Below are 23,819 nucleotides of genomic sequence, written 5' to 3' on the forward strand. Positions count from 1 at the left end.
TCCGTACGGCGCGCTCCGCGCGAGCCGAGGGCCGTACGCCATTTCCCAGGGGAGAGCCATGACCCAGCCCATCGACTCCGTGACCGCGGGCACCACCGCGGAGGACACCGCGGCGCGGGACCTGCCGGGGTGGTCGTTCGAGACCCAGCAGGTGCACGCGGGCACCGCGCCCGACCCGACGACCGGCGCGCGGGCGGTGCCGATCTACCAGACGACGTCGTTCGTGTTCCGCGACACGCAGCACGCCGCCGACCTGTTCTCGCTGGCGGAGCCCGGCAACATCTACACGCGCATCCACAATCCGACGCAGGACGCCTTCGAGCAGCGGGTCGCCGCGCTGGAGGGCGGTGTCGCGGCGGTGGCGCTGGCGTCGGGGCAGGCCGCGGAGACGCTGGCGATCCTCACGCTGGCGCGCTCCGGTGACCACATCGTCTCCAGCGCGTCGCTGTACGGCGGCACGTACAACCTCTTCCGTCACACGCTGCCGAAGTTCGGCATCGAGGTGTCCTTCGTGGAGGACCCCGACGACGCGGACGCGTGGCGGGCGGCGATCCGGCCGGAGACGAAGGCGCTGTTCGCCGAGACGCTGGGCAATCCGCGCGGCAATGTGCTGGACGTGCGGGCGGTCGCCGACGTCGCGCACGCGGCGGGTCTGCCGCTGATCGTGGACAACACGGTGCCGACGCCGTTCCTGCTGCGGCCGATCGAGCACGGCGCGGACATCGTGGTGCACTCGGCGACCAAGTTCCTCGGCGGGCACGGCACGACGATCGCGGGCGTGGTCGTGGACGGCGGGACCTTCGACTTCGGGGCGCACGCCGAGCGGTTCCCCGACTTCACCGAGCCCGACCCCAGCTACCACGGTCTCCAGTACTGGCCCGCGCTCGGCCCCGGCGCCTTCGCGGCGAAGCTGCGCGTGCAGCTCCTGCGCGACCTCGGCCCGGCGCTGTCGCCGCACTCGTCCTTCCTGCTGCTCCAGGGCGTCGAGACGCTGTCGCTGCGGCTGGAGCGGCACTCGACCAACGCGCAGGCGCTCGCGGAGTGGCTGGAGGCGCGTGACGAGGTCGCGGTCGTCCACTATCCGGGACTGCCGTCCAGCCGCTGGCACGACGCGGCCCAGCGCTATCTGCCGCGCGGGGCGGGCGCGGTGCTCGCCTTCGAGCTGCGGGACGGCGCGGAGGCCGGAAAGCGGTTCGTGGACGCGGTGTCGCTCTTCAGCCACCTGGCCAACATCGGTGACGTGCGGAGCCTGATCATCCACCCGGCGTCCACCACGCACAGCCAGTTGGACGAGGCGCAGCTCGCCGCCACCGGCACCTCGCCGGGCCTGGTGCGGCTGTCGGTCGGCATCGAGCACATCGACGACCTCAAGGCCGACCTGGAGGCGGGCTTCCGCGCGGCGAAGGGCGCGTCCTGAACACCGCTGCCACCACTGGGGTCCCCCTGCTGCCCGCCACGGGCGCCTGGCAGCCGGGGGACCCGCCGGGGCGCCGGAACTGGCACGCCCTCGACCGGCCGCTGGCCCTGGAGGCGGGCGGCGAACTGCCGGGCGTGCGGCTGGCGTTCGAGACCTGGGGGCGGCTCGCGCCGGACGCGTCCAACGCGGTCCTGGTGTTGCACGCCCTGACCGGGGACAGCCATGCGGCGGGCCCGGCGGGTCCCGGGCATCCGACCGCCGGGTGGTGGGACGCCCTGATCGGACCGGGCCGCGCGTTGGACACCGACCGGTGGTTCGTGGTCGCGCCGAACGTCCTCGGCGGCTGTCAGGGCAGTACGGGTCCGTCCTCGTACGGTCCCGACGGTCGTCGCTGGGGCGGTTCCTTCCCGTTTCTGACGCAGCGTGACCAGGTTTCCGCCGAGGCGGAGTTGGCCGACGCGCTGGGCATCGGGAGCTGGGCGCTGGTGGTCGGCGGGTCGATGGGCGGGATGCGCGCCCTGGAGTGGGCGGTCGGTCGCCCCGAGCGCACCCGCGCCCTGCTGCTGCTCGCCTCCCCCGCCGCGGCGAGCGCCGAGCAGATCGCCTGGGCCGCCGTCCAGTCGCACGCCATCCGCTCGGACCCGCACTGGCGCGGCGGCGACTACCACGACGCGGGTACGGGCCGCGGACCGCACGCGGGGCTCGGCCTCGCGCGGCGGCTGGCCCACGTCACCTACCGCAGCGAGGGCGAGCTGCGGTCCCGCTTCGGCCGCTCCGCGCAGGACGGCGAGGAGCCCTGGCGCGGCGGGCGGTACGCCGTCGAGTCGTATCTCGACCACCACGCCGCCAAGCTGGTGCGGCGGTTCGACGCGGCCAGCTACGTCGTGCTCACCGAGGCGATGAACGCGCACGACATCGGCAGATCGCGCGGCGGCACGGCGGCGGCCCTGCGCCGCGTGACCGCTACGACCCTGGTCGCCGGAGTCGACTCCGACCGCCTCTACCCCCTCCCCCAGCAGGCCGAGTTGGCGGCGGGCATCCCGCACTCCGACCGGCTGCGGATCGTCGAATCGCCGTACGGACACGACGGATTCCTCATCGAGACGGATCAAGTGGCCGCGCTCGTCAGAGAACTGACGGCGTGAGGGGCATGGGGTGCTGACGGAAGAACTGCCACATCAGGGCGTCGGCGCTGATCTCCCGCGTCGTCGTACCGTTGCCCGCGGAGTCCTGTGGTGATCCCGGCCAGGTGTGACCGCCGTCCGACACCGAGTACAGCTCGACGTCCGCGCCGTCGCGGCAGCCTCCGTAGACGGTCCGCTGGACGTGTGCGGTGGTCTGGGTGGTGGCCGGTCCCGTCGTGCAGCCGTTGAGGAAAGCCCAGCGCTGCTGGGCGACGGGCACCGAGTAGTGCCAGGCGGCGCTGTCGCCGCCGCCGTAGTACGGGTTGGTGCTGTCCTGCTGCCCGTGGAAGGCGATCACCGGTACGGCTCTGCCGGGCGCGCAGGACGCGGCGTCGGGCCGGCTGCCGTCGGCGGGGTCGGGGCGCCCGGCGCGGATGCCCGCCACCGGGGCGACCGCGGCGACCTTGTCGGCCAGCGCGCACGCCAGCGCGGAGGTCATCCGGCCGCCGCCGGAGTAGCCGGTCGCGTACACCCGCGCCGGGTCGACGCAGGCGGAGGCCGTGACCGTGTCGATCACCTGGCGCAGGAATCCGACGTCGTCGCGGGTGCCCTGCGGGGTGACGGAGGGAACGTTCCAGATGAAGCCGCCGCCGCTGGGCACCACCCCGGTGGGCGCGGCGACGACGAAGCCGTTCGCGTCGGCGGTCGGCGCCATGTCGCTGTACGCGAGCTGCCCGGCGCCCGTGCCCTGGCTGCCGTGCAGATCCAGCACCAGGGGCAGCAGCGCGCCTTGGGCGCGAGCCGGGATATGGACGAGGACCTGGTAGGTCGCGCCGCCGAACGACACCGGCGTGTTGTACTGCCCGCTGCCGAGCGCGGGCACGCACTGATCCGGCGCCGTCCCTCCCCCGCCGGGGAGGTTCCACTTCTGCCAGGCGTTGGTGTTGGAGTCCCAGATCTGCAACTGCGTGCCGTTGGCCGTGCTGCCGCCCGGATCATCGAGGAAACGGCCCGACTGAGGATTCCTGAGCTGGCCCGACGCCTGGGCCTGCCACTGCTGCGCACCCGAACCGTTGCACGTCCAGAGCTGGACCTTCGTCCCGTTCGCCGTCCCCTGGCCCGTCACGTCCAGGCACTTGCCCAGCGCCCGGACCGTACCGTCCGAACCGACCGTCCACGACTGCGCGTTCGTGCCATTGCAGTCGTAAAGCTGCACAGGAGTGCCGTCCGCGCTGCTCGCCGACGCCACATCCACACACTTGCCGCCGACACCCGTGATGGGTCCCGTACGAGCGGACGGCGAGGTCGGAGGAGAGGTGGGCGGGGTGCCGGTGGGGACGGTGAACTGGCCCTGGCTGAGGACGCGGGAGATGTTGAAGGTGGTCTGGAGACCGGCGGTGGTGTTGGCCGAGGTGAGGTAGTCGGACCAGATCATGAACCAGGTCCACAGCGGCTGGGCCGCCAACTGCGCGGGCGTGGGGACCGTACCGACCTCGGCGAGCGAAACCGGCTTGCCGTGGGCCTGGTTGACGATCGCCTGGTACCACTCGGTGCTGGCCGAGCCGTGCACCCACGGGTCGAGGCTGGCGACGTCCACGTACGCGTCACCCGGGTAGTAGTCGGCCACATGGGCCGCTCCGCCGTCGATGTCCTTGACGTTCCAGACCCAGATGATGTTGTCCAGGCCCTTGGACTCCAGATAGTCGTGGGTGATCTGGAACAGCCGGGCGCTCCCGGCCGCGCCGGTCTTGCCGCCCCACCAGGCCCAGCCCTCGTTCATCTCGTGCAGCGGACGGAACAGCACGGGGATGCCCGCGTCCTTCAACTGCTGCAAGTACGGCACCACTTGGTCGAGCTTGCGCTTGTAGTCGGTGTTCAGCGTCGAGCCGTCCGTGCCGAGCTGGCTCCACTCCGGGTCCGACAGGTGGCTGCCCTTGATGGGGTTGGGGCCGGTGTCGAAGTCGCAGGTCGCCACGTCGGGGCGGCACATGTGCCAGGTCAGGTTGACCAGTGAGCCGTTGGCCCACTCGGTCTTCGCCTGGTCGATCATCGTCTGGCGGTTGGCGATGTCGTCCGGCCGGAAGCCGAACTCCCCGCCCCACAGCCCGGCCCACTTCCCGGTGATCGAGTGGGCCTGGGCCGTGTAGGCCGAGGGCTGACTGAGCGGTTCCTTGTTGTGGACGCCACTAATGACATGGTTCCCGCTGATCTGGTGCAGGTAGCCGATCACCGCGTCGGGCGTCGAGGCACCGGTCGCCGACGCCTGCGGCGGCGAGGTCGCCAGCCACGCCCCGGCCACCAGCGGCAGCGCGGCGACCAAGGCGGCCCGCCTGCGGGTGAAGATCTTCGCTCTCATCGGACCCTCTCATGTATCCCATGGGGGTGGAACGTTGCATGCCGCGCGTCCGTGGCAGCGAGATGTCGCGTCATCGCAGCCACGGGAAAACGGCGGAAAGACCAACGCCTGGAAGCTAGAACTCTGGTCTAGGCCATGTCAATGAGTCCGGCACAGGTTTCCTAAAACGTGCCAGTGACTCATCAGTAACCAAGGAGGGATCGCGGGGCGCGGCCGGGCACGCGAGAGAGCGCGAGTGGGCCACAGCGCGGGAAGACGTACTCGTATGGACGAGGGACGCGGCGCCGACAGCGGTGGGGCGGCGCGCCGTCACCGGCGATCCGACCTCAACAGCCCGACGACAGCGCGGTGTTACGGCCTGGGCGGCGGCGCTGTCGAACCCCTCGGGACGAGGCCGGGGATCTGGGCCGCGTGGGACGCGGGCTTCTGATGCGTCATCACATCGAAGAGCGTCTCGGTGACGTCGGCGCCGAAGGAGAAGATGTCGTGCCGCATCGCCGAGAGCATGGGCCGGGTGAGCTGGCACAACTGCGAGTCGTCCCAGGCGAGCAGGGACAGGTCCTGCGGTACGGACAGGCCGAATTCGGCGGCCACGCCCAGCGCGGTGACGGCCATGATGTCGTTGTCGAAGACGATCGCCGTGGGGCGCTCGGCGGAGAGCAGGAGCGTACGGCAGGCGCGGCTGCCCTGGTCGGCGGAGAAGTCGGCGACGACGGTCTGCGCCGACAGGCCCAACTCGGCCGCCGTCTCGGTGAACGCGCGGGTCCTGATGGCGCTGTGCCCCAGTTCGGCGGGTCCGCTCACCCGGGCCACCCTGCGGTGCCCGAGCGCCGCCAGGTAGCGGACCGCCTCGACGGTCGCGGCGGCGTCGTCGGTCCACACGGAGGTGAACGGACCGGCGAGCGAGGGGTGTCCGACGGCCACGGCGGGCAGGCCGATCGCGGACAGCGCCGGGATGCGCGGGTCGTCCACCCGCAGGTCGACCAGGATGCTGCCGTTGACCCGGTTGCCCTGCCACCACTCGCGGTGGACCTCGATCTCGTCGTCGGCCTCGACCAGCCGCAGCAGGAGCGAGCAGGAGTGGCGGCCGAGCACGCTCTCGATACCGGAGATGAACTCCATGTAGAACGGTTCGAGGCCGAGCATCCGCGCGGGTCTGGCGATGGCGAGTCCCACGGTGTGCAGCGCCCGGCCGGACAGCGACTGCGCCGCCTGGTTCGGGCTCCAGCCCAGGTCACGGGCGGCCTGGAGGATGCGTTCCTTCGTACTGGACGACACGCCCGGCTTGTTGTGCACGGCGATGGTCACAGCGGACGGCGAGACTCCCGCACGCCGGGCGACGTCCTTGATCGTGGCCTTGCGCCCGCCGCCCGCTGCTGCCGTCTGGCTCACCCGGATGTCCGCCTTCGTCTCGTGGTCGGGCCGTGCCGAGACGCGCCGCACCGGGGCCGGAAGTCGCGGGTCGCGGGGAGTCCCGGCCGAGGGGTGGACCGTGCGAGCCGCCTCGTCGGCTCAGCGTACACTCAAACGTTGCATACGCGCCGGTCGGCGACGGTCAGCGGCCCAAGCAGCACCGGAGCCGGTCGACGGGCCCACGCCCCGGCCGTACGCCGCGACGCGGGCCCGTGGCTCAGCGCGCTCCGGCCGTGGCCGCTCCCGCGATGGCCGCCGCACCGACCAGTCCGGCGTCCCCCCGCAGCGCGGCCCGCTCCACGAGCACTCCGGCCGCGAACGGCAGCGCGGCGTACGACTCCAAGTGGCGGCGCAGCGGCGGGAACAGCACGTCGGCGGCCTCGGCGACGCCCCCGCCGATGACGGCCGCCTCGATCTCCACCAGGGTGGCGACCGCCGCGATGCCCGCGGCCAGGGCCCGCGCGGCGGAGTCGAAGGCCGCCAGCGCGACCGGGTGGCCCCGCCGGGCGCCGACGGCCACCGCCGCCGCGTCGGCCGGACCCTCCTCGGGCCGCCAGCCCTGCTCCAGCGCGCGGCGCGTGATGGACGTGCCGCTCGCCAACTGCTCGACGCAGCCCCGCGATCCGCAGACGCACGGCTCGCCGAGCAGGTCGACGGTGATGTGCCCCAGATGCCCGGCGTTGCCGGTCGGCCCGCTGCGGACAGCGTTGTCAAGGATGAGTCCGGCGCCGACGCCGGTCGAGACCACCATGCACAGCGCGTTCCGGTATCCGCGCGCGGCGCCGATCCAGTGCTCCGCCGCCGTCATCGCCACGGCGTCGCCGCACAGCACCACCGGCTTTCCCGCCACGGCGGGGTGCGCCCGTACGCGCTCGACGATCGGGAAGCCGCGCCAGGCGGGGATGTTCACCGGGCTCACCGTGCCCGCCGCGATGTCGACGGGACCCGCGCTGCCGATGCCCAACGCCGTGACCGCGCGCCAGTCCTGATGCTCGGTCAGCTCGGCCAGCACCTCGAGGACGGCGCCGAGAACCGCCGAGTCGGCGCCCGCGGGCGTCGGACGCCGGGCCCGGTGCCGTACGCGGCCCTCGGCGTCCACCAGCGCTCCGGCGATCTTCGTCCCGCCGATGTCCAGGGCGGCCAGCAGTCGCCCTCCGACCTCGGGCAGGAGCAAGGACGGCTGCGCGGCATCAGTGGCCATGGGGTGGATCTCCGTTCACGGCAGAGAGACGGGAGACGGGCCGACCGTGGGAACTGGCCCCATTTAGGCGTGCGTCAGCGCAAAGGAGTCGATCTCGGACCAGCATGCTACTACAGCGTTTTATGGACGACGACACGCCATGCCGTGCCCGCTGCCTTCCTGTCGCGGTCCGGTCCGCGCCCGGTGTCCTCCGCACCGCCCGGTCCGGGCAGACCTCGTCGGCAGCGGGAATCACCGCCGTCGCGCGCCATGCGGCCGCTCACACGCGGTCCCTCAGACGCGGGGGCTCGGCGGCGCGAGGACGAGGGCCTGGCGGCGCTGATGGACGGTCAGGTAGCGCAGCCCGTGCGGACCCGCGGTGAACGCGCGCAGCGAGCGGCGCGGGAGCCACACCAAATCGCCGGGGACGAGGGGGACTTGGTCGAGTTCGGTGGTGAGGCGGCCGTCGCCGTCGAGAATGTGGACGAGCACGTCGAGGTCGGGGCCGAGGTGCGGCGCGATGGCCGCGTGCGGCGGGAGTTGGATGATGTTGGAGTCCAAGTCGCGGTCACGCATGCGCAGTTTCCACACCGCGCCGGAGGCGTCGGGCACGCCCGGCGATGCGACGGCCGGGGCGCCCGGCCCGTCTGCGGAATCCGGGACGGCCGGGGCCGCCGAAATCACCGCGGAGTCCGAGACCACCGGGGAGTCCGAGACCGCCGGGGAGTCCGAGACCGCCGGGGAGTCCGAGACCGCCGGGGAGTCCGGTGGCCGCGCGCCGGTCAGGACGCGGGGCAGCGAGGTCGACGCGAGTTTGCGGATACGGATCCGCCACTCCCCCGGCGACTTGCCCTCGTACTGCCAGTCGTGGCCGCCCGGGTGCTCCGTGTCGAACTCCTCGCGCAGGTGGCGGGGGTCGTGGTCGTTGACCAGGACCAGCGAATCCCCTACTGCGAGGGCGTCGTACGCGGCGAAGACGGCGGGGTGCCTGCCGGGCTTGGGCAGCGGACGTACGTCGAGCTCGGGTCCTGGCACGGGCCGCACCTCCCTCTATTTCTACAAGTGGTGATTGTGTAAACTCTAGCGCATGACGCCTCCCTCCGATCCCATGGACGCCGTGACCGACGCGCCCGCCGGCCGTCGGCGGGACGTCCTCGACCTGCTCCGGCGATCGGCGGCGCCGCTGAGCATCGCCGACATCGCCCGCCGCCTCGAAGTGCACCCGAACACGGCCCGGTTCCACCTCGACACACTGGTGGGGCACGGGCAGGCGGAGCAGGTCACGGCCGCGCGCACCGGGCCCGGAAGGCCGCCGCTGCTGTTCCGCGCCGCCCCTGGCATGGACCGGACGGGACCGCGCAATTACCGGCTGCTCGCGTCGATCCTCGTCGAGGAGCTGTCGCACAGGCCCCGTCCCACGCAGGCGGCGGTCGCGGCCGGGCGCGCCTGGGGCGGGGAGTTGACCGAGGCACCGGACGCAGCGGCCCTGTCGGGCACGGCCGCCGAGGCGCGCACGACGGTCACCGAGGCGCGCGCGGTCGAAGGTCTCATCCGCCTGCTCGACGACCTCGGCTTCGCCCCGGAGCGCCCGCCGCGCGGCGCCGTCGACCGGATCGGCTTGCGGCACTGCCCCTTCCTCGACCTGGCGCAGGAGCGGTCGAAGATCGTCTGCCCGATCCATCTGGGCCTGATCCAGGGCGCGTTGGCCGCGATGGAGGCGCCGCTGACCGCCGAGCGGCTGGAGCCGTTCGTGGAACCCGACCTCTGCGTGGTCCACCTCGGCCGGACGGCAAGCCCCGTGGAAGGGAAGGGGCGTTGAGCGCGTCGGCGGCGGCCTCGGTGGCCCTGGTGTTCACCTGGCTCGGGATGGTCCTCGCCATCTCCTTCCTGGAGGCGCCGCTGAAATTCCGCGCCCCGGACGTCACCGTCCGTATCGGTCTCGGCATCGGCCGCCTGGTGTTCCGCGCGCTCAACTCCGTCGAAGGGGTCTTCGCGGTGGCCCTGCTGACCGTCGCGGCCAGCGGGTCCCTTTCCGCCCGCGCGGCGGTCGCGCTGACCGCCGCCGTGGCTCTGCTCGTCCTCCAACTGGCCGTGGTACGGCCCCGCCTGACCCGCCGTTCGAACGCGGTCCTGGCCGGGCAGGACCCACCACGCTCCCACGCCCACCACGCCTACATCGGCCTGGAAGCCGCCAAGGTCGCGGCCCTGATCACGGCAGGCACCCTGCTGCTGGCCGGTTGACGCCCGCGAGCCGGTCCCCACGGTGCGGAACCGGCCGATCAGAAGAGGGCGATCGGGTTGACCGGGACGCCGGTCATGCCGTGGATACGCGGCGGCGCGACGGAGAGCAGGAAGCTGTAGCGCCCCAACTCCGCGCACAGCGCGGCGAGATCGTCGAGCTGTGAGGCGTCGATCAGGGGCATGGCCATCCGGCCGAGTGCCACGCCGTGCAGCGGCGACGGCCCGTTCGGATCGAGCGGTGGGAAGGCGTCGCCCCGGTCACCGGTGTAGACGGCGACCTGGCGGTGGTGCATCCAGCGCACCGCGTCGAGGCTGATGCCCGGTGTCGGTGTGCCGGGGACGGGCGTGGCGGGCCAGCCGAGCCGGATCGCGAGGGCGTCGCCCGAGCGCACCTCGACGTTCTGCCGCTTCTCGGCCTCCTCCAGGTCGTGGGAGGTCACCGCGTGACCGGGCGCGAGCGGGCCGTCCACGGCCAGGTCGAGCAGCACCCCGCGTGTGACGATGCCCGCGGCGAAGGCCCCCGTCGAAGCGAAGGTCACGCCCGCGGCGGTCACGACCTGGTCCCTCGGGCGTCCGGGGTAGACCTGACCGTCGGTCGACCAGTGCGCCAGCGCGTCGATGTGGGTCGAGCCCGCGTGGTGGTTCTGCGTCAGCGTCAGATCGGCCGCCACGGGAACGCCGGTGTAGGACATCATCTGCTGGACCGGGGAGACGTCCACCGTCGTCGGCGCGAACGGGCTGCTGACGATGGGGGTCGGCGTGATCGGCTGCGCCAACGACACCCACCGGCCGGTCCGCACCTCGGCGGCGGCCTGTGCGCGTACGGCGTCGGTGATCAGATTGAGCGTGCCGAGTTCGTCGTCGGAACCCCAGCGGCCCCAGTTGTCCGGAAGTTCCTGCTCGGTCGGATCGGTCACGTGAGCGCTTCCCCTCTTGCGATGTGCGGGAGCCCGCGATGCGCCGAACTGCCCTTGTTCGCCCCGGCCGACGCACCACCAGCGGCCAACAGCATACGGTCGACACCCTTTTCACACCTGCCACATCCGGGATCGGACGGACGGGGTGGCAGCGGCGGGGATCGTGCGCTCGACGCAGCCGTTCCAGCCGGGACGCCACCCGCCTCCGCACGGCCCGCGCACCCGCCCGACGGCGGGAACGGGCGGCGGGTCCCGTGACATACCGTCACCCCGATGCGTGCCGTGACGTGCGCGGCCCGGCGTTACGGCGAAGGGTGGGAAGTTCAGGGCGCCGCGCCGGGCGGGGGCTCCGTACCGGAGGTTTGCGCACATGCGGTCCCTGCACCCGTCGCCCGCCCGCTCCGTGCCAGCGGACGTACACCGGTCGTGACCGGGGAGGACACCGCGACACCGGCCGTGAGCGAGGAGGACACCGCGACACCGGCCGCCGGGTCGCCGCCGCGGGTCGCCTGGGCGTGGCCCGGCTTCGCGCGCGGTCTGCTGTACGCGCTGCCGGGCGCCGCGGTGGCGCTGCACGATCCGGGCGCGGGCATGGCGCTGGCGGTGGGCGTGCTCCCCGCCGCCGTCATGCGCATGCCCGCCCGGCGGCGGGCCCGGTTCATGACCGTCGTGGTCGGCCTGTGCACCGGCCTGCCGATGGTGCTGGGGTCGCTGCTGGTGCAGGTGCGGTGGGTCGCGGTGCCCGGCGTGTTCCTGCTGGCATACGCGTCCGCCGTCGTCGCCGCACGGCGCCCCGCAGGGATGGTGCTGCTCGCGCTCAGCCTGCCCATGGTGGGCGCAGGGCTGAGCTATGACGACGTGTCCCAGGCGCTCGGCATCACCGGGCTGATCGTCGCGGGCTCCGCGTACGCCTGGCTGGTGTCGCTGCTGTGGCCGTCGACAGCGCCGCCCCCCAGGCCGCCGGGCCCGGCGCACTCCGCCGAGCAGGCCAGGATGTACGGTCTGCGGCTCGGCGCGGCCGGGGCCGCCGCGGCGGGCTGCGGTCTGGCGCTGGCGCCGACGCATCCGGGCTGGCCGGTGGTGGCCGCGCTGATGGTCATGCGTCCGCGACCCCAGATGCAACGGCTGCGGTCCTTCGGCCGGGTGCTGTCGGTGCTGGCCGGTGGCGCGGTCGCGCTCCTGCTGCTCCGTAACGACGCGCCGGACTGGGCGTACGCGGTGACCGCCGCGGCCACGCTCGCGCTCGCCGCGGCGACCCAGGGCAGCCGCTGGTACCTGACCCCCGCGTACTCGACGGTCCTCGTGCTGCTCCTGCTGCTGCACGCGGAGCCCGACCAGGCCCGTGCCCGGGCCGACGAGCGCCTGTGGGCCACGATCGCGGGCGTGGCCCTCGCGTATCTCTTCGGCCTGCTCCTGCCGAGGATTCTGCGGCTGCCGGCGGTGTCGCGCCTGCTGGGGGCGACGGGACGCGGCTGACCACCGTGCCCCTCACCGCGCGGGCGCGGCCTGCTTCGTCTCCTGCGGCGCGGCGATCCGGCCGAGCGAGCGGTCGACGAGGGTGAGGACGAGGAAGACGGCCGCGGCGGCGAGCATGAACAGGGCGAGGCCGTGCAGTCCCGAGGTGGTCGCGCGGCGGCCGAAGAAGGCGCCGGTCGCGGAGGAGGCGACCATGGCGCCCAGATACATGAACGTCCGCAGCAGCCCGGACGACGCGCCCATGCGCGCGGGGTCGGCCTGGAAGTAGAGCGCGTTCTGGTTGGCGAGGCTGACCAGGCCCTGCGGCAGTCCGAGGACGACGGCGACCGCGACCAGCAGCCACACCGCGGCGTGGTCGCCCACGGCCAACAGCATGGCGCAGGCGACGAGTTGGGCCACGGCGCCGACGACCAGCTTGCCGCGCACGACGGCCTTGCGCCCGGTGAGGGTGGACACGACGATGCCGACCGCGAAGGTGGGCAGCAGGAGCAGCCCGGCCGCGGAGGCGCTCAGCCCCCTGCCGTCCTCCAGCCACTGCGTGAAACCGTAGATGAAGGAGTACGAGACGGTGTACGCGACGAAGGTGCGGGCGTAGGTCGCCAGCAGCGGGATGTTGCCCGCGAAGACGCCGACGTCGATGAACGGGTCGGCGGCGCGCCGCTCGCGCAGGGCGAATCCGGTGCCCGCGAGCAGGGTGAGCGCGATGAGCCAGGCCCGGTCGGTGCGGGCGTCCATGAGGAACAGCAGCAGCGACACGAGGGTGGCGGCGAAGAGCAGGACGCCCGCCCAGTCGAGGCGGTTGCGCGGGCGCGGCCCGCCGACGGGGAGCGGGGCGCCGTCGGGGAGCGGGGCGCCGTCGGCGGCGCCCGACGGCGCGATCGCGGTCCTGCCCGGCAGGTGGATCCAACCGAGGACGAGGCAGGCGATCGCGAGCGGGATGTTGATGGCGAAGGTGCTCCGCCAGCCGCCGAGTCCGATGAGCAGGCCGCCGAGGGTCGGGCCGATGACGGCGACGGTCTGGCCGGTCACGGCGAGCGTGGTGAGCACGCCCGCCGGGCTCTTCATCCCGGTGCGTTCGGCCTCGCTGCGGATCAGGTACATGGCGGCCGGATAACCGGCGCAGGTGCCGAAGCCGAGGACGACGCGGGCGGCGACGAGGACGGTGAGGTTCGGGGCGAGGGTGCCGATCACCCCGGCGACGCCGGTCAGCGCGGCCCCGGCGAGGAACAGCCGCTTGGGGCCGTACGTGTCGACCAGCCGTCCGACGAGCGGTTGCCCGATGGAGGTGGCCAGGTAGAGCGCGGAGATGAGCCAGGCCGTCCGGGCGGCGTCGGCGCCGAGGGCGGCGCCGATCGGCGCCAGGGCGACGGCGATGATGGAGGAGTTGATGGGGTTGAGGATCGAGCCGATCATCATCGGCGCGAGCAGCCGCCGGTCGAAGGCGCCCTCGGCCGGTGCGGAGGAGGGTTCCGACCGCTCAGGCCGCTGGGGCCGCTCGGGCCGGCCTGGAGCGGCCGGTCCGGCGTCCTGCGCGGCGGGTTGTACGGCAGGTTGTACGGCGGCTGGCGCACCCGACGCGGCGGTCCGTTCCGGCCGTACGGCGGCCTGCTCCGTTCGTACGGCGGCCACGGCGGACGCCTCGGGCTGCTCAGACGGCCCGGACGGCCCCGACTGCCCGGGCTGTCCCTGCGGTATCGCGGCCATCAGTTCGTCAGCCTGCCCAACAGGCGCATCGCCTCACTGATCGTGTGCCGCTCCGCGTCGTCGTACTGCTCCTCCAAGGCGCGCGCCAGCCACTCCACGCCCGCCTGCCGAGCGCCCTCCGCGCGCTCGCGGCCCGCCGGGGTCAGCTCGACGATCTGGCGGCGGCCGTCGGCGGGGTCGGGGGTGCGGTGGATCAGTCCCAGCCGCTCGAGTGAGGACAGCGTCGCGGCCATGGACTGCTGCCGTACGTGCTCGGCGTCGGCCAGCGCGGCGGCGGTGACGGCGTCGCCCCGGCTGACGCGCATCAGCACGGACGACTGCGACGGGGTCAGATCCTCCCCGTCCGTCACCTGGAGGATGCGGCGGCGCAGTCTGCCCACCACCACGCGGACGTCCAGGGACGCCTGGAGCATGCCGGGAGCGACCGGCTTCGCTTCACTTTGCATATCGTCAGCCTACACTGTTTAATTCTCACTGTTCAGTTAAGACTGTCTACTTTCCGCCGAGAGGACCCGCCCCTCATGTCCGCATCCCGTACCGCCCTGCTGGTCATGGACTTCCAGAACGGCATCGTGCAGCGCATCGCCGACGACTCCGTCGTGGCCGCGGCGGCCCGCGCGGTCGAGGCCGCCCGCGCCGCCGAGATTCCGGTGATCTTCGTACGGGTCGCCTTCCGGCCCGGCTATCCGGAGACCGCCGCCTCGAACCTCTCCTTCAGCGCCCTCAGCCAGGCAGGGGACGCCTTCACCCAGGACAACCCGGCCACCCAGGTGGTCGACGCGCTGGCCCCGCGCGCCGACGAGCCGGTGGCCGTCAAGCGCCGGGTCAGCGCCTTCACCGGCAGCGACCTGGAGGTCCTGCTGCGCGGCGCCGGCGCGGACTCGCTCGTCCTCACCGGCCTGTCCACCAGCGGCGTCGTCCTGTCCACCATCCGCCAGGCGGCCGACCTCGACTACCGCCTGACCGTCCTGTCCGACGCCTGCGCCGACAACGAGCCCGACGTCCACCGCATCCTCATCGAGAAGGTCTTCCCCAAGCAGGCCCAGGTCATGACCACCGACGAGTGGGTCACGTCCCTCTGAGCCGACGGCTGTTGCCCTACCCCGCGGCCCTCACGCGCCGGTGCCCGGCCGCGCCGGAGGGTCGGTGTCCGGCGCCCGTGAAGCGCAGGTCACGGGAGAGGTCCGGCGTTCACGGACACGCTCTAGACTGAGCGCTCGCGCGGTCGGCGCGCAGGCGCGGTCCGGAGGGAGAGCGGTGGTGGCGAGGGGCGGGGGCGACTTCGAGGAGTTGCCCGCTGAGGTGCTGACACAGGCCGCCGCGGCCTTCGGCCTGCTGGCCTCGCCCGCGCGGCTGCACCTGGTGTGGACGCTGATGCAGGGCGAGAGCGATGTGACCGCGCTCGCCGAGCGGGTCGGCGGCGCGCTGCCCGCGGTCAGCCAGCACCTGACGAAGCTCAAGCTCGCCGGCCTGGTGCGGTCGCGCCGTGAGGGACGGCACGTGGTGTACCTGGTGGACGACCCGGACGTGGAGACCATGGTGCGGTGGATGCTGCGGCAGCTCGCGGAACGCGGTGGGTACACGACAACGCCTGGGCGCGTCCGTGACCTGGGCGCCTGACAGCGGACCACGTCCCACCGCCTGGGCGGCGCCCGAGCCGGTCGACGGCCTGGAGCAGGGCGCGCCGCCCGGTCACCTCACCGCCCCCGACACGGCGGATCTGCCCACGCTGGAGTTCCTGCGCGTGGTCGGCAGCGGTCCGCGCGGGCTGCTGGAGTCGCAGGCCGACGACCGGCTCGCCCGGTACGGCGAGAACGTCCTTCCCGCGCTGCGCTCCGTCTCCTGGCCGCGCCGCTTCCTGCGCAGCCTGCGCGATCCCTTCACCACCGTGCTGTTCTGCCTCGCCCTGGTGTCGGCCGCCGTCGCCGCCTGGAACACCGCGTGCGTGATCATGGCGCTGGTCACGGTCAGCTGTGTGCTGCGCTCCAGCGGCGAGTACCGCGCCGACCAGTCGGCGTCGGCGCTGCGGGAACTGGTCGCCGCGACCGCGACCGTACGCCGTCGAGCGGACGCGAACAGCGCGCCGGAGACCCGCGAGATCCCGGTCGACCAACTGGTGCCCGGGGATGTCGTCCTGCTCGGCCCGGGGGATCTGGTCCCGGCCGATCTGCGGCTGCTGCGCGCCACCGGGCTCACCGTGCACCAGGCCGCGCTGACCGGGGAGTCCGCGCCCGTCGCCAAGTATCCGGTGGAGAGTCCCGCCCCGACCGGTGACGCGTCGCCCGCCTCCGACGAGGAGCCGGGGGACGGGGCGTCCGGCGACCGCCGGCACCGGCACGGTTCGTCGTCCGCGCAGGAGGCGCCGCACCTGTGCCTCCAGGGCAGCAGCGTCGCCTCGGGCAGCGCGACGGGGGTCGTGATGGCGACCGGCGAGCACACCCGGTTCGCGCGGGGCTTTCGCGGTATGTCGACGCGGCGGCGGGAGAGCGCCTTCGACCGTTCCGTGCACGGCATCTCCTGGTCGCTCATTCGGTTCATGCTGCTGACGCCGCCGCTGGTGCTCATGGCCGACGCGGGTCTGCGCGGGCGCGGTCTGGAGACGCTGCCGTTCGCGGTCGCGGTGGCGGTCGGCCTGACGCCGGAGATGCTGCCGGTCGTGGTGACCACGACGCTGGCCAGGGGGGCGTCCCTGCTCGCCCGTGGCAGCGACGTGATCGTCAAGCGGCTGCCCGCGCTGCACGACCTGGGCGCGATGGACGTCCTGTGCACGGACAAGACGGGCACCCTGACCCAGGACCGGCCCGTCGTCGCCTGCCATGTCGACGGCGAGGGGCACGACAGTCCCGACGTCCTGCACTGGGCGGCCGTCAACAGTCTGTGGACCCTCCAACTCGCCGAGCTGCCCTCGCCCGACGCGCTCGACGAGGCGCTGCTGGACGCGGCGGACGAGCGCGGCGACGACCTCGACCACGACGCGGTGGCGGCGCTCCCCTTCGATCCCGTACGCCGCCTGGCCACGGTGGTGCTGCGGACACCGGGCAGTCCCGGCACGCACGCGCTGGTCGTGAAGGGCGCGGCGGAGGCGGTGATCGCCCGGTGCGTGCGGCAGCGCGTGGACGGCCGGGACACCGACCTGGACGACGAGGCCCGCGCGCGACTGCTGTCCATGTGCGCGCAGCGGGCCGAGGGAGGTCTGCGGGTGCTCGCCGTGGCCGCGGCGGAGCGGCCCGCGAAGTCCGGCGCCTCGTCCGTCACTGCGTCGGACGAGTACGGGCTGACGTTCCTGGGCGTCGTCGGGCTGCGGGACGCGGCGGCGGACACGGCGGCCGACGCCCTGACGGCGCTCAGCGGGCGCGGTGTCACCGTGAAGGTGCTCACCGGCGACTATCCGGGCACCGCCGCGCGGGCCTGTGACGAGATCGGACTCGACCCCGGCCGGGTGGTCACCGGCGACACGATCGACGGCCTGGACGACGACGCTCTGGCCGAACTCGCCGAGACCACCACGGTCTTCGCCCGCTGCACCCCCGCGCACAAGGCCCGCGTGGTGCGGGCGCTGCGCGCGGGCGGCCACGTCACCGGTTTCCTCGGCGACGGTGTCAACGACCTGCCCGCGCTGCACGCCGCCGACGTGGGGATCAGCCCGCGTGACGCCACCGCCGTGGCGCGCGAGGCGGCCGACGTGGTGCTCGCGGCGAAGGACCTCACCGCGATCTGCCACGCGATCGTCGCCGGGCGCCGCAGCAGCGGCAACATCGCCACCTATCTGCGGATCGCGCTGTCCTCGAATCTGGGCAACGTCATCGCGATGCTCACCGCCGGGCTGCTGCTGCCCTTCCTGCCGATGCTGCCGATGCAGGTCCTCGTGCAGAATCTCTGCTTCGACGGCGCGCAGCTCGCCTTCGCCTACGACCGGCCGCCGGCCGCCGACATGGCGCGGCCCTCGGCCCTCGAACCCCGCGCCATCCTGCGCTTCGTCACAGGTTTCGGCATCCTCAACGCCATCGCCGACGTGGCGACCTTCGGCATCCTCGCCCTGTCCATCAGGGGATTCGGCACCAGCGCCAGCCAAGAGGCTTTCCAGTCGGGCTGGTTCACCGAGAATCTGCTCACGCAGGCCCTGGTGATGCTGCTGCTGCGCACCGGCCGCACCGCCGCGGAGGGCCGCGCGCCCGGCCCGATCCGGCTGACCACCAGCGCGCTGGCGGCCATCGGCATCCTCGTCCCCCTCTCCCCCCTCGCCCCCGCCCTCGGCTTCACCGCGCTCCCGCTCTTCTATTACGCGCTGCTCGCCGCGGTCCTCATGTCGTACGGGACGGCGCTGGTGATGGCGAAGACGCGGTACGAGGCGCGGACCGCCGCCCGTCAGGGACTGGCGGCGTCGAAGCCGTAGCGCAACGGGGTGTCCCCGGCGCGGGACGTGCGTCGATAGATGTGCAGCGCGTCCACCCGTACGCCCGTCGTGCCCGCTTCGTCGTCGAGGGGGCACGGACAGCTCACCTGCACCACTCGCGGCCGTCCGGCCACCCGTATCCGCACGCCGTCCGCCGGACCGCCGTCAAGGACCGCGGCTTCCCAGCCGTCGGCGCCGTTCCCTGCTCTCTCCATGCGCGACACTTTATCGATTACGCAATTGGGGAACTGTCGCGGGTGCGGACGTGGCGGGATTCAGGCGACGGGGGGTGGGACCGCCCCCAGGGGGGGTGGAAGGGGCGGCCCCGGCTCGGTGGACCTCAGACGTTGACGCCGAAGTCGGTGGCGATGCCCGCGAGACCGGAGGCGTACCCCTGGCCGATGGCGCGGAATTTCCACTCCGCGCCGTTGCGGTACAGCTCGCCGAAGACCATCGCCGTCTCGGTGGAGGCGTCCTCGGTCAGGTCGTAGCGGGCGAGCTCGCGCCCGTCGGCCTGATTGACGATACGGATGAACGCGTTGCGGACCTGGCCGAAGCTCTGGCCGCGCTTCTCGGCCTCGTAGATCGACACGGGAAAGACCACCTTGTCGACCTGGAGCGGGACCGTCGCGAGGCTCACCCTGATCTGCTCGTCGTCCCCGTCACCGCCGCCGGTCAGATTGTCGCCGCTGTGCGTGACGGAGCCGTCCGGGCTCTCCAGATTGTTGAAGAACACGAAGTGCCGGTCGCTCAGCACCTTCCCGGCCGCGTTGCACAGCAGCGCGGACGCGTCCAGGTCGTAGTCGGAACCCGTCGTGGTCCGTACGTCCCACCCCAGGCCGACCGTGACGGCCGTCAGTCCGGGGGCTTCCTTACTGAGAGAGACATTGCCGCCCTTGGACAGAGTCACACCCACGAGCCCTCTCCACCTTCCCGCTTGTTTTCGCGTCCTCTACTGAGAAGAACGAGGATCCGCGCGACGCGGTTCCTTGATTGCGCAATCTTTGAAGTGCTCACAGGTCCAGGCCCGGACCTGCGGCGGAGGTCGGTACCCCCTCGCGACGCGGCGGACGCGCGTGTCGCGGGGCGAGTCCGTACGGTGGCACCGTGCGGTGACGGAAGGCGGCGGGACAGTGGCGGTCGACAAGCCCCGGAAGCGGTGGCCCTGGGTCGTCCTGGCGACCCTGGTGGTCGCCGGATGGGCCGCGGGCGGCCGTGGGCACAGCCCCGACGCCGCCGACCGGTCGGCGGCCGGCGGCTCCGCCCGGCCGAGCAGCAGCGCGCCGAGCACGTCCGCCGAACCCTCGGTCTCCGCGAGCGACGGTCTCAGGCGGTACGCGCCGCAGGTCAAGCGGTACGCGGCCCGCGCCGGGGTCGACCCGCAGGTGCTGATGGCGATCCTCTACAACGAGGACTACAAGCCGCACGACCCGGCCTTCCAACGGGCCTGGCAGAAGCTCAAGCCGGACGCCGCCTTCGGCATCGCGAACATGCACAAGGCCACCTTCGACGAGACCAGGCGGGGCCGCGACTTCGCCGGCCGCGACTGGGACGAGCTGCCCGACGACACCGGCTTGGCCATCGAGTCGGCAGCCTGGTATCTGCACGACCTGGCAGCCCAGCTCCCCGCCCACCGCTCCACCTCACTGACGGTGAATCAGCTGATCGCGCTCGGCTACAACACCGGCGCGGGCAACATGCTGGCCTTCGCCCGAGGCGTCACCCCCGGGTCACAAGCCCAGTCCTATCTCGACCAGTTGAGCTCGAACTGGGCCGCCGCGGGACGGGACGTGCGCGGCTCCGGCTGACCGCGCGGCGGACGCCGAGTGCCCGATGCCTCATGCCTGATGGCTGGCGCCTCATGGCTGGTGGCTGGTGGCTGGTGCCTCATGGCTGGTGCCGGACTCCGGGTGTCGCGGCTCAGGACACCGGAGGCGTGGCGGGCGCGGTCGCCCGCGACGACCAGGCCGACCACAGCTCGGCGTACCGGCCGCCCGCGGCGACCAGTTCGTCGTGCGGGCCCTCCTCGACGATGCGGCCGTCGTCCATCACCACGACCCGGTCCGCGGTGGCGGCCTGCGTGAGCCGGTGCGCCACCACCAACGCCGTGCGTCCGGCGAGCACTTCGCGCGCGGCGGCCTCCAGCGTGCGGGCGCCCTCGCTGCCCGCCTCGGCCGCCGACTCGTCCAGCACGGCGATCGGCGGATCGGCCAACGCCAGCCGGGCCAGCGCCAGTTGCTGGGACTGCACGGCGGTGAGCGCCATGCCGCCCGACCCGACCCGCGTCGCCGTCCCCCGGGGCAGCGCGCGGACCCACACCAGGGCGCCCGCCACGTCGAGAGCCGCTGTCAGCGCCGCCTCGTCCGCGTCCGGTTGGGCCAGCAGCAGATTGTCGGCGACCGTACCGGCGAAGACGTGGGTGTCCTGGTCGAGCAACAGCACGGCGGGCCGCCCCGCCCGCCCGGTGGCCCCGACCGACACGTGACCCGACGTCGGCGGATGGACGCCCGCGACGATCCTCGCCAGGGTGCTCTTGCCCGCGCCGGTCGTGCCGACCAGCGTCACCTGCTCGCCGGGGGCCAGCCGCAGCGAGACGCCGTGCAGCACGGGCCGTCCCGGCAGGTAGGCGTGGTGGATGTCCCGCGCGTCGAGGAGATACGCCGGGCCCTGTGCGGCGTCGGCGGCGGGCTCCCGCGGCGCGGGTACGGGCGTCGCGCTGGGCTCGGCGGCGGACTCCCGCGGCGCGGGCACGGGCGTCCAGCCCGGCTCGGCGGCGGGCTCCGGTGCGAGGTCGGCCGCTCCGACCAGCCGGGCGAGTCCCGCCGCCGCCTCCTGCGCGGTCGCCGCGAGCCCCAGCAGCACGTTGACGGGGTCGAAGAGCCGGACGAACAGCAGCGCGGCGGCGGTGGCCTCGCCGACGCCCGCGTGGCCGGCGTGCACCAGCCAGTAGCCGGTGCACAGGATCAGCCCGAGGCCGGTGAACTCGGCCGCGTTGAGGCGGCCGTAGAAGCGCGAGCGCAGGGTGACCGCGCGCAGGGCATAGCCCATCGCGGCGGCCGAGCGGTCCGCGACGCGCTTGGTGTGCCGTTCGGTGAGCCGGAAGGCCCGTACGGTCTCGACGCCCGACACCGATTCGAGGATCTGCCGGGTCCGCTCGCCGCCCGCGACGCGCTGGGCCGCGTAGAGGGGACCCGAGTGGCGCAAGTACCAGCGCATGGTGGCTGTCTGGATCGGCATGGCGCACAGCCCCGCCAGGGCGAACCGCCAGTCGAGGGCGGTCAGTCCGATGACGGTGAAGCCGATGGTCAGCGCGGCGCCCGCGACACTGGGCAGCACGCCGCGCAGCGCGCCCGCCACCAGGGAGGCGTCGTCGCCGATCCGCGCGGCGAGGTCACCCGCGCCGACCTGTTCGACGCGCTGCGCGGGAAGGGCGAAGGCGCTCTCGATGACGCGTTCGCGCAGCCGGGCCAGGGCGGTCTCGCCGACCCGCGCGGTCAGCCGCAGGCCCATCGCGGTCAGTACGGCCTGGGCCAGCACCGCGGCCAGCAGCACACCCGCGGCCACGTAGACCGGTCCCTCGCCGCGCCGCTGCTGCACCACGTCCACGATCCGGCCGAGCGCCAGCGGCCCGACCAGGCCGACCAGTGCCTCGGCGACGAAGACCGCGGCGGTCAGGAGGGCGAACGCCCTTTGCGGGCGGACGAGTTCGAGCACCGCGCGGCCGGTTCTCGCCGGGGTCGCGACGGGCAGCAGGTCGGCGACGGTGGTCGCTTCCCCGGTCCGCTCGGTCTGCGCGCTCATGCGAACACCGCCGCCCGGTAAGCCGGTTCGGCCGCCGTGAGGTCGGCGTGCCGCGCGCTGGCCACCACCGCGCCTTCGGTGATCAGGACGGTACGCGCGCAGGCCGCGAGCAGCGCGGGGGACGTGGTCACGATCAGTGTCGTACGGCCCGCCCGCTCGTCGGTGACCGTGCGGGCGATCCTGGCCTCGGTGACCGAGTCGATCGCGGTGGTCGGGTCGTCGAGCACGAGGATCGGCGGGTCAGCCGCCAACGCCCTGGCGAGCGCGACGCGTTGACGCTGGCCGCCGGAGAGGAAGGCGCCGCGCTCGCCGACGCGGGTGTCCCCCGCGGCGGGCAGCAGGCCGTCGGGGGCAGGCCGGGAAGGGGTTCCCTCGGGCCCGGAGCCGAGATTGTCGAGGATCGTGCCGTCGAAGAGGAACGGGTGGTGCGGTGCGACGAGGACGCGTTCGCGTATCGCGGCCCCGGTGAGGTCGGTGGCCGCCGTGCCGTCCAGCAGGACGGCGCCGCTCTCGGGCTCCGCCTGTCCGCGCAGGCACGCCATCAGGTCGGCGACGGCGGCCGGGTCCGGCACGACCAGCCCCACGTGCTCCCCGGCCGCGACGCTCAGTTCGATTTTGCGCAGCCGCCCGTAGGTGAGGGCGCGCAGTTCGAGCGCGCCTCGCGGGTTCGCCGGGGAGTCGGCCACCGGGGCGTCCTTGGCCGCGGCGGGAGCGCCGGGCGCGCTCGCCGTGTCGAGCACCGCCGTGACGCGTCCGGCGGAGGCGCGGGCGCGGGCGAGGTCGGGGCCGACGGCGATGAGGCCCTGGGTCGGCCCGAGCAGGAACTGGCACAGGCCGGTGCAGGCGATGAGGTCGCCGAGGCTGATCCGGCCCTGGAGGGCGAGCCGCCCGCCGACCAAGGCGACCGCGGTGACCAGGACTCCGCCGAGCAGCACGGCGGCGGCGTCCATCAGCGCCTCGAAGCGGGCGGCGGAGATCGTGGCGCGCAGGCTGGTCCGGTTGGCCTCGACGTAGCGGGTGTACGCGGGGCCCTCCGCGCGCAGGCCCTTGAGGACCCGCAGTCCCGCGACGAAGTCGACCGCGGTGCCCGACGCGCGCGCGGCGGCTGCCTGTTCCGCCGCGCCGCGGCGCTCCAGGGGTCGGCCGAGCAGATGCACCGCGACGAGGACGGCGGGCGTGCCGAGCAGCACCAGCAGGCCGAGCGTGACGGACATGCGCAGCAGCAGGGCCGCGCCGAGGACGAGCGCGAACACGCACGCGATCGCCTGGACGACGGACGTGGTGAATCTGCCGACGTTCTGCGCGTCCGAGACGGCGACCGACATCAGGTCGCCGGGCATCCGGTCCCGTACGGCCGTCCCGTCCGGCGCGAGCATCCGGTCGGTGAGCCGTACGCGGACGGCGTGCGCGGAGCGTTCGGCGGCGGCGACGGTGGAGCGGGAGCCGAAGCGGAAGCACAGCGACAGCGCGAGGAAGTCGGCGGCGAGCACGGCGAGCCAGGCCGCCAGCTGCCGGCCGGAGCCGCCGTCCACCGCCCGGTCGATCACGACGCCGACCACCACCGGCACCAGCGCCTCACCGGCCAGATGTCCGCTGCGCAGCAGCACCGCGGCGGTGAGGCTGCCGCGTACGTGGAGCGCCGCGGCGCGCAGCGGGCCGGGGTCGGCGGTGGGGGTGACGGCGGCGGTGGGCGGTGTCTGGGGCATGGGGAGGTGTGCGCTCTTTCCAGGCCCGCGGGGACCTTGGCCGGTGGGTGGTGCGTCGTGTGTACGGCCGCCGGACGGTGGTACGTGCGGC

Annotated in this window: 20 protein-coding genes; 9 read left to right on the forward strand and 11 right to left on the reverse strand. The window is 73.4% G+C overall.

The window, feature by feature from the left end; all coding sequences use genetic code 11:
* Positions 1 to 58 precede the first annotated feature (58 nt).
* Together ACIOC1_RS12375 and ACIOC1_RS12380 are read left to right on the forward strand one after the other, a co-directional pair.
* Complete coding sequence (locus ACIOC1_RS12375; RefSeq protein ID WP_401722135.1) at positions 59 to 1,417, forward strand: bifunctional o-acetylhomoserine/o-acetylserine sulfhydrylase; 1,359 nt, start codon at positions 59 to 61, stop codon at positions 1,415 to 1,417.
* Positions 1,414 to 2,562 carry a homoserine O-acetyltransferase gene (locus ACIOC1_RS12380; RefSeq protein ID WP_401854263.1) on the forward strand — a complete coding sequence of 383 codons (1,149 nt, stop codon included), beginning with the start codon at positions 1,414 to 1,416 and terminating at the stop codon, positions 2,560 to 2,562. Before ACIOC1_RS12375 ends, ACIOC1_RS12380 begins: the two co-directional genes overlap by 4 nt.
* Here ACIOC1_RS12380 and ACIOC1_RS12385 read toward each other — a convergent pair.
* The 4 genes from ACIOC1_RS12385 to ACIOC1_RS12400 form a co-directional block, all read right to left on the reverse strand.
* Entirely contained in the window at positions 2,543 to 4,897 is a 2,355-nt protein-coding gene (locus ACIOC1_RS12385) for a glycosyl hydrolase (protein ID WP_401853735.1), read from the reverse strand. The two genes, ACIOC1_RS12380 and ACIOC1_RS12385, sit on opposite strands and share 20 nt — an antisense overlap.
* Positions 4,898 to 5,248: 351 nt before the next feature.
* Complete coding sequence (locus ACIOC1_RS12390) at positions 5,249 to 6,289, reverse strand: substrate-binding domain-containing protein (RefSeq protein WP_391118126.1); 1,041 nt, start codon at positions 6,287 to 6,289, stop codon at positions 5,249 to 5,251.
* A gap of 238 nt (positions 6,290 to 6,527) precedes the next feature.
* A complete protein-coding gene (locus ACIOC1_RS12395) occupies positions 6,528 to 7,511 on the reverse strand; it encodes an ROK family protein (protein WP_391044925.1) in 984 nt (327 codons plus the stop codon).
* A gap of 273 nt (positions 7,512 to 7,784) precedes the next feature.
* Entirely contained in the window at positions 7,785 to 8,525 is a 741-nt protein-coding gene (locus ACIOC1_RS12400; protein WP_401853738.1) for a DUF2249 domain-containing protein, read from the reverse strand.
* Positions 8,526 to 8,577: 52 nt separating this feature from the next.
* Here ACIOC1_RS12400 and ACIOC1_RS12405 point away from each other — a divergent pair, with 52 nt between their 5' ends.
* A complete protein-coding gene (locus ACIOC1_RS12405; RefSeq protein WP_401853740.1) occupies positions 8,578 to 9,309 on the forward strand; it encodes a helix-turn-helix transcriptional regulator in 732 nt (243 codons plus the stop codon).
* Between the two features lie 47 nt (positions 9,310 to 9,356).
* Positions 9,357 to 9,731 carry a hypothetical protein gene (locus ACIOC1_RS12410; RefSeq protein ID WP_401854265.1) on the forward strand — a complete coding sequence of 125 codons (375 nt, stop codon included), beginning with the start codon at positions 9,357 to 9,359 and terminating at the stop codon, positions 9,729 to 9,731.
* A 38-nt stretch (positions 9,732 to 9,769) separates the two neighbouring features.
* Here the strand turns inward: ACIOC1_RS12410 and ACIOC1_RS12415 are convergent, their stop codons facing one another.
* Positions 9,770 to 10,648, reverse strand: a complete 879-nt coding sequence (locus ACIOC1_RS12415; RefSeq protein WP_391044932.1) for a cyclase family protein — start codon at positions 10,646 to 10,648, stop codon at positions 9,770 to 9,772.
* A gap of 426 nt (positions 10,649 to 11,074) precedes the next feature.
* Here ACIOC1_RS12415 and ACIOC1_RS12420 point away from each other — a divergent pair, with 426 nt between their 5' ends.
* Positions 11,075 to 12,124 (forward strand): FUSC family protein, encoded by a 1,050-nt coding sequence (locus tag ACIOC1_RS12420; protein ID WP_401853743.1) that lies wholly within the window; start codon positions 11,075 to 11,077, stop codon positions 12,122 to 12,124.
* A 12-nt stretch (positions 12,125 to 12,136) separates the two neighbouring features.
* Here ACIOC1_RS12420 and ACIOC1_RS12425 read toward each other — a convergent pair whose 3' ends face one another.
* Together ACIOC1_RS12425 and ACIOC1_RS12430 are read right to left on the reverse strand one after the other, a co-directional pair.
* A complete protein-coding gene (locus ACIOC1_RS12425) occupies positions 12,137 to 13,540 on the reverse strand; it encodes an MFS transporter (protein ID WP_401854268.1) in 1,404 nt (467 codons plus the stop codon).
* A 287-nt stretch (positions 13,541 to 13,827) separates the two neighbouring features.
* Complete coding sequence (locus ACIOC1_RS12430; RefSeq protein WP_355340900.1) at positions 13,828 to 14,274, reverse strand: MarR family transcriptional regulator; 447 nt, start codon at positions 14,272 to 14,274, stop codon at positions 13,828 to 13,830.
* 75 nt (positions 14,275 to 14,349) lie between these two features.
* On the opposite strand from ACIOC1_RS12430, the gene ACIOC1_RS12435 reads away from it, so the two are divergent.
* The 3 genes from ACIOC1_RS12435 (at position 14,350) to mgtA (ending at position 18,221) form a co-directional block, all read left to right on the forward strand.
* The gene (locus tag ACIOC1_RS12435) at positions 14,350 to 14,910 is read left to right on the forward strand and encodes a cysteine hydrolase (protein ID WP_355340903.1); all 561 of its coding nucleotides are present in this window, start codon (positions 14,350 to 14,352) and stop codon (positions 14,908 to 14,910) included.
* A 178-nt stretch (positions 14,911 to 15,088) separates the two neighbouring features.
* A complete protein-coding gene (locus tag ACIOC1_RS12440) occupies positions 15,089 to 15,448 on the forward strand; it encodes a metalloregulator ArsR/SmtB family transcription factor (protein ID WP_391161906.1) in 360 nt (119 codons plus the stop codon).
* Positions 15,432 to 18,221: a magnesium-translocating P-type ATPase gene (gene mgtA, locus ACIOC1_RS12445; RefSeq protein WP_401853746.1), complete on the forward strand. Its 2,790-nt coding sequence runs from the start codon at positions 15,432 to 15,434 to the stop codon at positions 18,219 to 18,221. The genes ACIOC1_RS12440 and mgtA overlap by 17 nt, the downstream gene beginning before the upstream one ends.
* On the opposite strand, the gene ACIOC1_RS12450 is transcribed toward mgtA, so the two are convergent.
* Together ACIOC1_RS12450 and ACIOC1_RS12455 are read right to left on the reverse strand one after the other, a co-directional pair.
* Positions 18,194 to 18,436 carry a hypothetical protein gene (locus tag ACIOC1_RS12450; RefSeq protein ID WP_355340909.1) on the reverse strand — a complete coding sequence of 81 codons (243 nt, stop codon included), beginning with the start codon at positions 18,434 to 18,436 and terminating at the stop codon, positions 18,194 to 18,196. The genes mgtA and ACIOC1_RS12450 overlap by 28 nt on opposite strands.
* A 125-nt stretch (positions 18,437 to 18,561) precedes the next feature.
* Complete coding sequence (locus tag ACIOC1_RS12455; RefSeq protein WP_401853749.1) at positions 18,562 to 19,137, reverse strand: TerD family protein; 576 nt, start codon at positions 19,135 to 19,137, stop codon at positions 18,562 to 18,564.
* Between the two features lie 217 nt (positions 19,138 to 19,354).
* On the opposite strand from ACIOC1_RS12455, the gene ACIOC1_RS12460 reads away from it, so the two are divergent.
* Positions 19,355 to 20,029: a lytic transglycosylase domain-containing protein gene (locus tag ACIOC1_RS12460; protein WP_401853751.1), complete on the forward strand. Its 675-nt coding sequence runs from the start codon at positions 19,355 to 19,357 to the stop codon at positions 20,027 to 20,029.
* Between the two features lie 112 nt (positions 20,030 to 20,141).
* Here ACIOC1_RS12460 and ACIOC1_RS12465 read toward each other — a convergent pair whose 3' ends face one another.
* Complete coding sequence (locus ACIOC1_RS12465; protein WP_401853753.1) at positions 20,142 to 22,022, reverse strand: ABC transporter ATP-binding protein; 1,881 nt, start codon at positions 22,020 to 22,022, stop codon at positions 20,142 to 20,144.
* Positions 22,019 to 23,728 (reverse strand): ABC transporter transmembrane domain-containing protein, encoded by a 1,710-nt coding sequence (locus tag ACIOC1_RS12470; RefSeq protein WP_401853755.1) that lies wholly within the window; start codon positions 23,726 to 23,728, stop codon positions 22,019 to 22,021. Before ACIOC1_RS12470 ends, ACIOC1_RS12465 begins: the two co-directional genes overlap by 4 nt.
* Positions 23,729 to 23,819 lie beyond the last annotated feature (91 nt).

Source organism: Streptomyces sp. NPDC088197 (assembly GCF_044741185.1).
In the GTDB taxonomy this organism is placed as follows: Bacteria; Actinomycetota; Actinomycetes; order Streptomycetales; family Streptomycetaceae; genus Actinacidiphila.